At 65.2% G+C, this 12,208-nt stretch carries 13 protein-coding genes; 8 read left to right on the top strand and 5 right to left on the bottom strand.

What is annotated here, in order from left to right; translation table 11 throughout:
* Positions 1-13: 13 nt before the first annotated feature.
* From coaE to IQ35_RS14795, 4 genes are read right to left on the bottom strand one after another with little or no spacing between them, the layout of a single operon-like run.
* Complete coding sequence (gene coaE / locus IQ35_RS14810; protein ID WP_021245502.1) at positions 14-607, bottom strand: dephospho-CoA kinase; 594 nt, start codon at positions 605-607, stop codon at positions 14-16.
* A gap of 10 nt (positions 608-617) precedes the next feature.
* Positions 618-1,442 carry a shikimate dehydrogenase gene (gene aroE / locus IQ35_RS14805; RefSeq protein WP_021245501.1) on the bottom strand — a complete coding sequence of 275 codons (825 nt, stop codon included), beginning with the start codon at positions 1,440-1,442 and terminating at the stop codon, positions 618-620.
* Positions 1,439-2,032 (bottom strand): Maf family protein, encoded by a 594-nt coding sequence (locus IQ35_RS14800; RefSeq protein ID WP_021245500.1) that lies wholly within the window; start codon positions 2,030-2,032, stop codon positions 1,439-1,441. Before IQ35_RS14800 ends, aroE begins: the two co-directional genes overlap by 4 nt.
* A complete protein-coding gene (locus tag IQ35_RS14795; RefSeq protein WP_021245499.1) occupies positions 2,029-2,859 on the bottom strand; it encodes a pyruvate, water dikinase regulatory protein in 831 nt (276 codons plus the stop codon). Before IQ35_RS14795 ends, IQ35_RS14800 begins: the two co-directional genes overlap by 4 nt.
* A gap of 287 nt (positions 2,860-3,146) precedes the next feature.
* On the opposite strand from IQ35_RS14795, the gene hemE reads away from it, so the two are divergent.
* Both hemE and IQ35_RS14785 read left to right on the top strand, forming a co-directional pair.
* Positions 3,147-4,193 carry a uroporphyrinogen decarboxylase gene (gene hemE, locus IQ35_RS14790; protein WP_145074450.1) on the top strand — a complete coding sequence of 349 codons (1,047 nt, stop codon included), beginning with the start codon at positions 3,147-3,149 and terminating at the stop codon, positions 4,191-4,193.
* Positions 4,193-4,633, top strand: a complete 441-nt coding sequence (locus tag IQ35_RS14785) for a CopD family protein (protein ID WP_021245496.1) — start codon at positions 4,193-4,195, stop codon at positions 4,631-4,633. Before hemE ends, IQ35_RS14785 begins: the two co-directional genes overlap by 1 nt.
* A gap of 122 nt (positions 4,634-4,755) precedes the next feature.
* Here the strand turns inward: IQ35_RS14785 and panC are convergent, their stop codons facing one another.
* Positions 4,756-5,601: a pantoate--beta-alanine ligase gene (panC, locus tag IQ35_RS14780; protein ID WP_021245495.1), complete on the bottom strand. Its 846-nt coding sequence runs from the start codon at positions 5,599-5,601 to the stop codon at positions 4,756-4,758.
* A 110-nt stretch (positions 5,602-5,711) separates the two neighbouring features.
* Between panC and IQ35_RS14775 the strand changes: the two genes are divergently transcribed.
* The 6 genes from IQ35_RS14775 (at position 5,712) to IQ35_RS14750 (ending at position 12,203) form a co-directional block, all read left to right on the top strand.
* Positions 5,712-6,518 carry a division plane positioning ATPase MipZ gene (locus IQ35_RS14775; protein WP_145074447.1) on the top strand — a complete coding sequence of 269 codons (807 nt, stop codon included), beginning with the start codon at positions 5,712-5,714 and terminating at the stop codon, positions 6,516-6,518.
* Positions 6,518-6,955 carry a J domain-containing protein gene (locus tag IQ35_RS14770; protein ID WP_021245493.1) on the top strand — a complete coding sequence of 146 codons (438 nt, stop codon included), beginning with the start codon at positions 6,518-6,520 and terminating at the stop codon, positions 6,953-6,955. The genes IQ35_RS14775 and IQ35_RS14770 overlap by 1 nt, the downstream gene beginning before the upstream one ends.
* A 31-nt stretch (positions 6,956-6,986) precedes the next feature.
* Positions 6,987-8,360 carry a phosphoglucomutase/phosphomannomutase PgmG gene (gene pgmG / locus IQ35_RS14765; RefSeq protein ID WP_145074444.1) on the top strand — a complete coding sequence of 458 codons (1,374 nt, stop codon included), beginning with the start codon at positions 6,987-6,989 and terminating at the stop codon, positions 8,358-8,360.
* A 402-nt stretch (positions 8,361-8,762) separates the two neighbouring features.
* Positions 8,763-10,064 carry an OmpP1/FadL family transporter gene (locus tag IQ35_RS14760; protein ID WP_021245491.1) on the top strand — a complete coding sequence of 434 codons (1,302 nt, stop codon included), beginning with the start codon at positions 8,763-8,765 and terminating at the stop codon, positions 10,062-10,064.
* A gap of 66 nt (positions 10,065-10,130) precedes the next feature.
* Positions 10,131-11,276: a flavodoxin-dependent (E)-4-hydroxy-3-methylbut-2-enyl-diphosphate synthase gene (ispG, locus tag IQ35_RS14755; protein ID WP_145074442.1), complete on the top strand. Its 1,146-nt coding sequence runs from the start codon at positions 10,131-10,133 to the stop codon at positions 11,274-11,276.
* Positions 11,277-11,291: 15 nt separating this feature from the next.
* Positions 11,292-12,203 carry a DMT family transporter gene (locus tag IQ35_RS14750; protein ID WP_021245489.1) on the top strand — a complete coding sequence of 304 codons (912 nt, stop codon included), beginning with the start codon at positions 11,292-11,294 and terminating at the stop codon, positions 12,201-12,203.
* Positions 12,204-12,208 lie beyond the last annotated feature (5 nt).

Below are 12,208 nucleotides of genomic sequence, written 5' to 3'. Positions count from 1 at the left end.
TCTGGCTGTCCCACTATCGGCCAGTCTTCGCGCCAAGGCAAGCGACCAGACGCCTGACCTGTGCCCGCGTGTCGGCGAACGTGGTGCCGGTGTGGATGATATGGTCCGCCCGCCGCCTTTTTTCGGCATCGGGCGTCTGCAAATGGAGGATCTTGCGGAATTTCGCCACCGTCATGCCGGGCCGGGCGAGCACGCGCTTGCGCTGTTTCCAGGCCGGGGCGGTGACGACGATCACGCCGTGAAGCCTGCGGTCCCCATGTTTTTCGAACAGCAGCGGGATGTCGAGCACGACGAAGGCGCGGGAGCGGTTTTCGCGCAGGAAGCGAATCCTCTCTTCCTGCACCGCCGGATGGACGATGGCTTCAAGCGCCTTCAACGCTTGCGGATGGCCGAAGACGGCCGCGCCCAGCTTCGCCCGGTCCACGCCCATGGGGCCGGTAGCGCCGGGAAAGCGCGCCTCGATCGCGGGGAGGAGCTTGCCGCCCGGTCCCTGCAGGCGGTGTACTTCCGCGTCGGCGTCGAAGACCGGCACGCCCTCGCGCCGCAGCATGGCGGCGACGGCGGACTTGCCCATGCCTATGGAGCCGGTGAGGCCGTAGACCTTCATGAATCGCCCATCAATCCGCCGCGAGCAGCAGCGCGCGCAGTTCCTCGTCCCTCTCTCGCGGGGCCTGCGCGTCGAAGAAGATGTCGAAGGCCAGCGCCGCCTGCCCGATCAGCATTTCAAGACCGTCCAACGTCTTGAGGCCCCGCGCCCGCGCGGCTTTCAGCAGGTCCGTTTCCAGCGGGGCGTACACGATATCGTAGACGGTCGCGCTGTCCGGCAGGGGCGCAAGGTCGAGGTCCAGCGGCGGCTGGCCCACCATGCCGAGCGGACTGCCGTTCACCAGCAGATCAGCGGGGGGGACAGGGCTGTCCATGCCGATCACCCGGCCCTTGATCCCTCCCCGGTCGAGCAGCGCCTGCCCCTTGGCCGGATCGCGCGCCATGACGGTGATCTCCTGCACGCCCAGGCTCGCCAGCGCGAACAGGATCGCCCGCACCGCGCCGCCCGCGCCGACGAGGACGGCGCTCTGCCCCTTCCACTTGTCGCGCAGCAAGGGCTGGAGGAATCCGCCCGCATCGGTATTGGTGCCGACCAGCGGCCCGCCGGTTTCGCAGGCGATGGTGTTCATCGCCCCGATCCGCTCCCGCACGCCGCCCGGATCGTCGGTATAGTCCATCACCGCGATCTTGTGCGGGATGGTGACGTTGCAACCCAGCCAGTCCGGGTCGGCTCGCCGCTCCAGGAAATAGGCGGCGAGGCCGTCGGGCTTCACATGGGTCTTGCGATATTCCGCCTCGATCCCCAACGATTGCAGCCAGAAATTATGGATGAGCGGGGATTTGCTGTGCGCGATCGGATCGCCGATCACCTCGGCATAGGGGAGCTTGTCGGTCATGCCGCCAGAACGCCCCGCACGCGCAGAAAGTCAAGCAGGGGAAGCAGGGGCAGGCCCTGAATCGCGAACTGGCTCCCTTCCACCTTCGCGAAAAGCTGCGCGCCGGGTCCTTCGATCCGGTAGCAGCCGACGCACCAGCGACATTCCTCCCAATCGGCATCGAGATAGGACTGGATGAAAGGCTCGGATAAAGGCCGCACCGTCATCCGCACCCGCTCGATATGCCGCCAGATCGGCTCGCCGTTCAGTACGATCACCGCCGCGCTGTGGAGATGATGCACCCGGCCCGACAGCAGCTTCAATATCCGCTCGGCATCGGCGCGGTCCACCGCCTTGTCGATCATCGCGCCATCATCGAGGCTGAGCGTCTGGTCGCAGCCCAGCACAAGCGCGCCCGGCACCCGCCGCGACACGCGCAGCGCCTTCAGTTCCGCCAACGCATCGGCCAGCGCCCGCGCGTCGAGGCCGTCGGCGCGCAGCGCTTCCTTCGCCGCATCCTCGTCCACGCCGGGAGACAGCGCATCGAACGGCACCTGCGCGGCGGTGAGGAGCGCCCTTCGACTTGTGCTTTGCGAGGCCAGGACGATCATGCCTCATGCTCCCCTTCGGCCAGCAGGCGGTCGTTGAACAGGTTGATGATGGCGGCGGCGGCTTCCTCGATGGAGCGGCGGCTCATGTCGATCACCGGCCAGCCATTGTCGGCGAACATTCGGCGGGCGAAGGACAGTTCCTCCTGCACCTTTTCCAGATCGACATAGGCGGTTTCCGGGGCCTGATTCAAGGAAAGCAGGCGGTTGCGGCGGATCTGCACCAGCCGTTCCGGGCTGACGGTCAATCCCACGACCATCGGATGCCGCAGCGAATAAAGGCTGCGCGGCGGCGGGGATTGCGGGACCAGCGGGATATTGGCGGTCTTGTAGCCGCGATTGGCGAGATAGATGGAGGTCGGCGTCTTCGACGCGCGCGACACGCCGGCAAGCACGATATCGGCCTCCTCCCAATTTTCATGCCCCACCCCGTCATCATGGGCGATGGTGAACTGGATCGCCTCGATCCGGGCGAAATAGGCTTCGTCGAGGATATGTTTGCGCCCCGGCCGGTTGCGCGTTTCCTGCCCCAATATGTTGGAGAGCGCGTCCGTCACGGTGTCGAGCGCCGCGACATGAGGCAGGCCCAGCGCCCGGCAGCGCGTTTCCAGCCTGCGCCTGAGCTGATGGTTGTTGAGCGTGAAGAGGACCAGGCCCGGATTGGCCGAAATATCTTCCATGATCCGGTCGAGATGGACCTCCGAGCGCACCATGGGCCAGAAATGGCGGATCGCCTCCACATTCTCGAACAGGCCGATGGCCGCTTTGGCGATGTTTTCCAGCGTTTCCCCGGTGGAATCCGACAAAAGATGCAGATGGATGCGCGTCATGGGATATCTCTGTGGATGTCCTGTGGATAAAGCAAGGGATAGCATGGGGATGAAAATGCCGCGCCTTATCCGTCCCCATTGGCCCGATAGTTATGCACAGCCCGTCAACATATCCGGTTTTTCATCCACAGCCTGTGGATAGCGGGGATAAGATCGCTGACTCGGATGGGAATGCATGTCCCCATGGAGTCAAGCTGTTGGCAAATCCGGGCATAGCGCATAAACCCCGCTGCCAACCGCCCATCTATCTCCATCATCCTTTCAGACTCTATATATAAAGAGAATATATGTCCGGTCCCCAAGTCGTGCCCAAGCCCTTGCTGGCGGTCCTCAAAGGCGAGCGTCAAAGCGTGCCGCCCATGTGGCTCATGCGTCAGGCGGGCCGCTATCTGCCCGAATATCGCGCATTGCGGGCAAGGAAGGGCGGATTCCTGGAACTGGTCTATGACAGCGCGGCGGCGGCCGAGGTCACGATCCAGCCGCTGCGCCGCTTCGGTTTCGACGGGGCGATCCTCTTTTCCGATATATTGATCGTGCCTTATGCCATGGGTCAGGACCTCTGGTTCGAGGCGGGGGAAGGACCACGCCTCGCGCCGATCCTGGCCGAAACGGACCTTGGCGCGCTGAAACCGGATTTCGGGCGTTTCGAAGCGGTCTATGAGACGGTGCGGCAGGTGAAGGCGGCGCTCGACCCGGCGGTGACGTTCCTTGGCTTTGCGGGCAGCCCCTGGACCGTCGCGACCTATATGGTGGCGGGGCAGGGCAGCAAGGATCAGGGCGCGGCGCGGCGTCTGGCTTATGGCGATCCGGCGCGTTTCGGGGCGATCATCGACGCCATCGCGGAGGCCACCGTCGTCTATCTGGACGGCCAGATCCGGGCAGGGGTGGAAGCGGTGCAGCTTTTCGATAGCTGGGCCGGCAGCCTTGCCCCGCTTCAATTCGAACGCTGGGTGATAGAGCCCAATGCCCGCATCGTGGAGAAGGTCAAGGCGCTGCACCCGGACGTGCCGGTGATCGGCTTTCCCAAGGGCGCGGGCGCGAAGCTCGCCGATTATGCGCGGGGCACGGGCGTCGATGCGGTCGGCGTCGATGAGACGGTCGATCCCCATTGGGCCGACCGCGCCTTGCCGGAAGGACTGCCGGTGCAGGGCAATCTCGATCCGCTCGCCCTGATCGCGGGGGGCGAGGCGGTGGAGCAGGCGGTCGACACTATCCGCGCCGCCTTCGCGAACCGTCCGCATATCATGAACCTGGGCCATGGCATTTTACCCGACACGCCCATTGACCATGTCGAGGCGCTGATTAGCTATGTGCGCGAAAGGGAGACTGCCTGATGGCCTATCTTGGCGCCGCCTATCTGTGGGTGAAGGCCGCCCATCTGATCTTCGTCATCTTCCTGATGGCGGGGCTGTTCATGATGCCGCGCTTCTTTGTCTATCACCAGCAATGCGCGGTCGGGTCGGACGAGGACCACAAATGGATCGACCGGGAACGGCGGCTGCTCAGGATCATCCTCAACCCCTCGCTGATCCTCGTCTGGGTTTTCGGCCTGATGCTGATGGTGGAGATCGGCGCCTGGCATTTCGGCTGGTTCCACCTGAAGCTGCTCTTCGTGCTGGGGCTGTCGGGCTATCATGGCTGGATCGCGGGCTATGCGAAGAAGCTGGCGCGGGGCGAGCGGCCGATGGGGGACAAGCGGCTTCGCCTGCTCAATGAAGTTCCCGGCATCGCCGCCGCGGTGATCGTGATCGCGGTGATCGTGAAACCGTTCTGAACGGAGCCGGGCGGAAGAATAACTGCGGCTTTCGGCTATTTGCCGCCATCCAGCGTCGGCTTACGCCGCCCTTCGGTCGCTAGGATGACAAATCGGGCAGGATATTCCCCCATCCTGCATGCCTATGCCGGGTCCACCGCGATGTTGTCGATCAGGCGCGTGCCGCCGATCTTCGCCGCGCCCAGCAGACGGGCGGGGCGGTCGAGCACCGTCATCGGCTCCAGTGTCGCCGCGTCGCACAAGGTCACATAGTCGATCGGGTCGAACCCATGGCTCGCCAGCATCGCAATCGCCTTGGCCAATGCGGATTCGACGCTTGCGCCCTTTTCCATCTGCCGCTTTGCCTCCCCCAGCGCGCGGGGGAGGGCCAGCGCCTGCTTGCGCTCTTCCCCGGTCAGATAGGCGTTGCGGGAGGAGAGGGCGAGGCCGTCCTCCGCCCGCTGCGTCGGCAGGCCGACGATCTCGATGGGCAGGTCGAGGTCCGCCACCATCTGCCGGATGACGGCGAGCTGCTGATAATCCTTCTCGCCGAACAGGGCGACGTCGGGCTGCACCTGGTTGAAGAGCTTGGCGACAACCGTCGCCACCCCGTCGAAATGCCCCGGCCGCGCCGCGCCGTCCAATCCTTCGGTCACGCCCGAAAGCGAGATGTTGGTCGAAAAGCCCGCCGGATACATCACCTCCACCGTGGGCGCCCACAATATGTCCACGCCCGCTTCCTGCAACATATGCGCGTCGCTGGCTTCCCGCCGGGGATAGGCGTCGAGATCCTCATTCGGTCCGAACTGCTTCGGGTTGACGAAGATCGACACCGCGACATGCCCGGCATGACGCCGCGCTTCCTCCACCAACGCCATATGCCCGTCATGCAGCGCGCCCATGGTCGTCACCAGGGCAACGGGCTTTCCGTCGCGCCGAAGCGCCAGAAGGGCGGCGCGGAGAGCGGGAAGGTCACGCAGGGTTTGCACGGGAAGAAAGGCTCCGATAAGGGCAAGGGTCAGGGGCAGATCGTGCTAAGGCATGGCCGCGCACGACGGTCAAGAATCAAAGCGACAATGAACGGGGTTATCAAGGTCCGATGGCGAACGCCCAAACGCATCTCATCGTCTTCGCCAATGAAAAGGGCGGGACCGGCAAGTCGACCACGGCGGTCCATACCGCCATCGCGCTGACGGCGCTGGGCCACAGGGTCGGCATGATCGACCTCGACCCGCGCCAGCGCACCGTCACGCGCTATATGGAGAATCGCGCCGAAACCGCCCGGCGGCGCGGGATCGATCTGCCCACGCCCGACTATGCGGTGTTGAAGGGCGGCACCATCGAGGCGCTGGAGGAGGAATCCGCCGCCGTCGCGCAGGGCAAGGATTTCCTGATCGTCGACACGCCCGGCCGCGACGACGCCTTCGCCCGGCACATGGCGGCGCGGGCCAACACGCTGGTCACGCCGATGAACGACAGCTTCGTCGATTTCGACCTGATCGGGCAGGTGGACGCCGAAACCTTCAAGGTCCGCCGCCTGTCCTTCTATTCCGAACTGATCTTCGAAGCGCGCAAGTCCCGCGCCAAGGCGGACGGCGTGTCGATCGACTGGGTGGTGCTGCGCAACCGCGTCCAGCATCACGACGCCCGCAACAAGAAACGCGTGGGCGACGCCCTCATGGAACTGTCCCGCCGTGTCGGATTCCGTGTGATTCCGGGCCTTTCGGAGCGCGTGATCTTCCGCGAACTGTTCCCCTCCGGCCTCACCCTGCTCGACAAGGGGCATCTGGGCGAACTGGGCGTCAGCCACATCGCCGCGCGGCAGGAATTGCGGGAAATGGTGTCGGGCCTTGCCCTTCCCGAACGGTCCCACGCCTTGTCGATGGACCTGATCGGCGCGGCCTGATGGGCTGGCTGGCCATCGCGCTGATCGCTCTTGCGGGCTGGCTCATCTGGACGGGACGATTGCAGCGCATGACGGTGAAGGACGGCATGGCGCTGGGCGCGGCGCTGGTCGGCGCGGTGATGGCGGCCAAGGGCAAACCGGTGGCGGGCCTGCCATTGCTGGTGGGGTCGGCGCTGTTCTTCCTCGGCCGCAGCCGCAAGGGCAAGGCGCGAAGCAGGACTCCGGCCGTTCCCGCCACCGCGGAACGGCTTGCGCGGGCCAGAGCCTTGCTGGGCCTGCCGCCGGAAGCCGATGCGAAGGCGGTCAAGGCCGCCCACCGCCGCCTGATCGCGTCGGTCCATCCCGATCGCGGCGGCACGGAAGCGCTGGCGGCGGAGATCAACGCAGCCCGCGACCTGTTGCTCCGCCATCTCAAGAGCGGTCAGGGCCAGGCTTGACCCGGACCGGGCGGGCGGGGAGAATCTCTCCATGACCCATCTCTTTCACCCCAGCCTGTTGCGCGAATATGACATGCGCGGGGTCGTCGGCGAAACGCTGGGGGCGGAAGACGCCTATGCCGTGGGCCGGACCTTCGGCACCCTGATCGGGCGGGCCGGCGGATCAGCGGTCGCGGTCGGCCGCGACGGGCGATTGAGTTCCCCGATGCTCGAAACCGCGCTGGTCCGGGGCCTTGCGGACAGCGGCGTCGACGTGCTTCGCATCGGCCTCGGCCCAACCCCAATGCTTTATTTCGCCGAAGCGGAGCGGGAGGTCATGGGCGGCATCCAGATAACCGGCAGCCATAATCCCCGCGATCACAATGGCTTCAAGCTGGTATTTCAGCACCGCCCTTTTTTCGGCGAGGACATTCAGCAACTGGGCGGGCAGGCGGCGGCGGGCGACTGGCGCGCGGGAAGCGGGCGGGTGGACACCGTCGATCTGCTCGACGCCTATGTCGCGCGGCTGATGCGGGGGTTCGACGGCGGCGCCTTCCGCATCGGCTGGGACACGGGCAACGGCGCGGCCGGTCCGGCGGTGGAGAAGCTCACGCAGCTCCTGCCCGGTGAGCATCATCTGCTCTTCACCGACATAGACGGCAATTTTCCCCATCATCATCCCGATCCCAGCGAAGAACGGAATCTGGCGGACCTCAAGGCGCTTGTCCTTCGCAACCGGCTCCATTTCGGACTGGCTTTCGACGGCGACGGCGACCGGATCGGCGTGGTGGACGGACAGGGGCGGGCGATCTGGGGCGATCAGCTCCTGTCCATCTTCGCGCAGGATGTGCTGAAGGACCATCCCGGCGCCGCCGTCATCGCCGATGTGAAGGCCAGCCAGACCCTGTTCGACCAGGTGGAGGCGTGGGGCGGCGTCCCGCTGATGTGGAAGACCGGGCACAGTCAGATCAAGTCCAGGATGAAGGAAACGGGCAGCCTCCTGGCGGGGGAGATGACCGGCCATGTCTTCTTCGCGGACGATTATTATGGCTTCGACGACGGCCTTTATGCCGCCGTCCGCCTCATCCGCACCGTCAGCCGCCTGGGCCGGAGCGTGGCGCAGTTGCGCGACGCCATGCCCGTCATGGCGAACACGCCCGAACTGCGCTTCCCGGTGGAGGAAAGCCGGAAGTTCGCCGTGGTCGATGAAGTGCTCGCCCGCCTGCGCGCGGCGGGGGCGGCCGTGGACGACACGGATGGCGCGCGGGTCCGCACGGCCGACGGCTGGTGGCTGCTGCGGGCGTCCAACACCCAGAACGCCCTCGTCGCCCGCGCCGAGGCGAAAGACGCATCCGCACTGGATCGCCTGATCGCCATGCTCGATTCGCACCTGGCCGAATCGGGGGTGATTCGCCCTCGATCTTGATCACGGCAGGGTTTGCCGCGAAAAATCCGTCCGGAAAGGGAAATTTGCCGCCGGGTTTTCCGTTACGGAAAGCAAAGCAGTTCGTTACGGTTGCACGAAACGCAATCAGACCTGCTTTCTTCGCAATTGCGAAGGGATGTGCTGCACCGCAAAAGGAACGGGCCTTTCAGGCATCCTCTCCTAAAAACTTCACAAGCCGTCCTTCGGGGCGGCTTTTTTTTTGCCTTGGCGCTTCCATGCCCGGACGTTCATGCCGTAACGTCCCGCCTCGCCGGCGGCGATGCGGCCGGGCGAAACCTGGCCGCCGGCACTGGAAATTAACCATGAGGCTGCTATGCGCCGGCTTAAAGGCTCCGTTGTTCAAGATCATGGGGCCAAGCCTTTCCCAGTGGAGGATTTGCCATGTCCAGAAGCCGTCGCGCCCTCGCCCTGACATTGTTTTCCGGCGCGCTCGCCCTGCCGGTTCCCGCGCTTGCCGGAGGTTTCTATTTGCAGGAGCAATCGCCCAAGGAAACCGGGCGCGCCCTGTCCGGCGGGGCGGCGGCGGCGGACGATCCGTCGATCGTCTATTTCAATCCGGCCGCGATGACGAACTTGCCCGGCATCCAGACGTCGATGGGCGGCGTGGCGCTGATGGCTTCGGCGCACCAGACCAATCGCGGATCGTCCCGCACGGTTCCGGGCCTGCCCGTTTCGGTGCCTGTCTCTGGCCCATCGGGGGGCAATCCGTTCGACAAGGTGATTCCGATCCCCAGCTTCTATGCGACCGCTCAAGTCACCGATCGCCTCTGGCTGGGTCTGGGCGTCAACGCGCCTTTCGGCCTGAAACTGGACTATGACGATGGGTTCTTCGGGCGGTACGACTCCCTCTACACCAACCTCAAAACCTATAATATCCAGCCCTCCCTCGCCTATAAGCTGAATGACAATTTCTCGGTCGGCGGCGGCGTCGACGTGCAATATGTGAAGGTCACGCTGACCAACGCCCTGCCGCAGCTTTCGCCGCTGTTGGCGGATGGCGAAGCGCGGGTGAAAGGCGACGACTGGACCGTCGGCTGGAATGCGGGAATGTTCTACACCAATGGCGACACCCATGTGGGCGTCCATTACCGTTCCGGCATCAAGCATCATCTGCAAGGCACGCAGACCGTCAGCGGCTTGCAAGGGCTGCTCGCCGGGTCGAATGGCGCTGTCGCCGCGACCGCGCCGCTCGACCTGCCCGACATCGTCACGATCAGCATGATGCACAAGCTGACGCCGCGGCTGCGCGCCATGATCACCGCGCGCTGGTATAACTGGTCGGTGTTCAAGGGCATCGCGATCACCTCGCCCGCCGGCACCAACGTCAAGGAACTGCATTACAAGGACAGCTACAGCGTCGGCGTGGGCGGCGAATATGACGTCAGCCCGGCGCTGACGCTGCGGGCGGGCACCATGTTCGACCGCACGCCGACCAATCCGCAATATCTGACCACCCGCGTGCCGGACGGCGACCGCGTATGGCTGACCGGCGGGGCGACGTGGAACATCTCCCCGGCCTTCGCGCTGAACCTCAGCTACGCGCATACCTTCGTGGAAAAGGCGAACATCATCCGCCCGGACATCTCCTATCAGGGCACGCCCGCCGCCATCACCGCGACCACCCTGTCGCAGACCAGCGGCAATGCGGATCAGCTGGCCGCATCCTTCACCGCGCGATTCTGACGCGGCGCTTCTAACCGGCGCGATAAAGCACTATAGGAGGCTCCATCATCACGGAGCCTCCTTTTCATGTCAGACCATAATCCCGGCCTGCGCCCCTGGCGCGACATCGCCCGGCGGCAGTCGCGGCAGATCATGGTCGGCAATGTGCCCGTCGGCGGCGGCGCGCCGGTGACGGTGCAGACCATGACCAACACGCCGACCTTCGACGCAAAGGCGACGATCGACCAGATCCGCCGCTGCGAGGAGGTGGGCGTCGACATCATCCGCGTGTCCTGCCCGGACGAGGAATCGACCGCCGCGCTCAAGCAGATCGTGCGCGCCGCCCGCGTGCCGATCGTCGCGGACATCCATTTCCACTATAAGCGCGCGCTGGAGGCGGCGGACGCGGGCGCGGCCTGCCTTCGCATCAATCCGGGCAACATCGGCAGCGAAGCCCGCGTCAAGGAAGTGGTGGACGCGGCCAAGGCCAATGGCTGCTCGATCCGCATCGGCGTCAATGCCGGCAGCCTCGAAAAGGACCTGCTCGAAAAATATGGGGAGCCTTGCCCCGAAGCGCTGGTCGAAAGCGCGCTCGACCATATCAAGCTGCTCCAGGACCAGGATTTCCACGACTATAAGGTCGCGGTGAAGGCCAGCGACGTGTTCCTGGCCGTCGCGGCCTATATGCAGCTTGCCGAGGCGGTGGATTGCCCGCTGCATCTGGGCATCACCGAAGCGGGCGGCCTGATCGGCGGGACGGTGAAAAGCGCCATCGGCATCGGCAACCTGCTCTGGGCGGGGATCGGCGACACGATCCGCGTGTCCCTGTCGGCCGAGCCGGAAGAGGAAGTGCGCGTCGGCTATGAGATCCTCAAATCGCTGGGCATCCGCACGCGCGGGGTGAAGGTGATCAGTTGCCCAAGCTGCGCGCGGCAGGGCTTCGACGTGATCCGCACCGTGCAGGCGCTGGAGGAAAGGCTCCAGCATATCCATACGCCGCTCTCGCTTTCGGTGCTGGGCTGCGTCGTAAACGGACCTGGCGAAGCGCGGGAAACCGACATCGGCCTGACCGGCGGTGGCGCGGGCAAGCATATGGTCTATCTGTCCGGCGTCACCGATCATATCGTGCAGGACGAAGGCATGATCGACCATATCGTGAAGCTGGTCGAAGCCAAGGCGGCGGAGATCGAGGCGGACATGACGGACGCGGGCCATCCCGAAGCAGCGGAATAAGCGCTCTTCCGCGCCATGCCCCAATCCCGTTCCTTCGCCGTCCCCTTCCTGATCTGCTGCGCCGGGGTCGGGCTGTTTTCGATCATGGACGGCCTGATGAAGGGGCTGAGCCTTTCCATCGGCCTCTATAATGCGCTGTTCTGGCGGGCATTGGCGGGCAGCGTGCTGGGACTGGCGCTGATGCTGGCGACGCGGCAGAAATGGCCCGTCCGGGCGGTGCTGCGCCTGCACCTGATCCGCGGTCTTGCCGTGTCGTTGATGGCGCCGCTCTTCTTCTATGGCCTGATGCATCTTCCGCTGGCGGAAGCGGTCGCGCTCTCTTTCATCGCGCCGCTCATCGCCCTCTATCTGGCCGCCCTCCTGCTCAAGGAGCCTGTCGGGCGGCAGGCCATCGGCGCTTCGGCGCTGGGCCTGATCGGCGTGGGCGTCATCATGGCGGGACGGATCGGCGGGGATTATGATCTGGCCGCGGTGCTGGGCGCGTTTGCCGTGCTGCTCTCGGCGGTGCTCTTCGCGTGGAATCTGATCCTCCAGCGGCAGCAGGCGCAGCTCGCCTCCCCTGTGGAGGTGGCGTTCTTCCAGCATCTCGTCATGCTGGGCGTGTTTTCGCTGGGCGCTCCGCTTTGGGCCGGGATTCCGCCGCGCACGGCCGCGCCGCTTATCCTGCTGGCTGCCGGCGTCGCCTTCACGTCGCTTGCGCTGCTGGCCTGGGCCTATGCCCGGTCGGAGGCGCAGCGGCTCATCCCCGTCGAATATAGCGCCTTCCTGTGGTCCGCGCTGATCGGCTGGTTCGTCTTTGACGAGCAGTTGACGTTCAGCACCGTGGCGGGCGCCCTGCTGATCGTGGCGGGATGCCTGATCGCGGCCCGTTTCAAGCCGAAGGCGTCGCTGCCGAACGCGCCCCATGTCGAACCCGGCGTCGCCTGAAAAGC

The organism is Sphingobium wenxiniae (genome assembly GCF_007830065.1).
In the GTDB taxonomy this organism is placed as follows: Bacteria; Pseudomonadota; Alphaproteobacteria; order Sphingomonadales; family Sphingomonadaceae; genus Sphingobium; species Sphingobium wenxiniae.
Note: the sequence above shows the minus strand (reverse complement) of the source record. Positions and strands in the feature narration are given on the sequence as shown.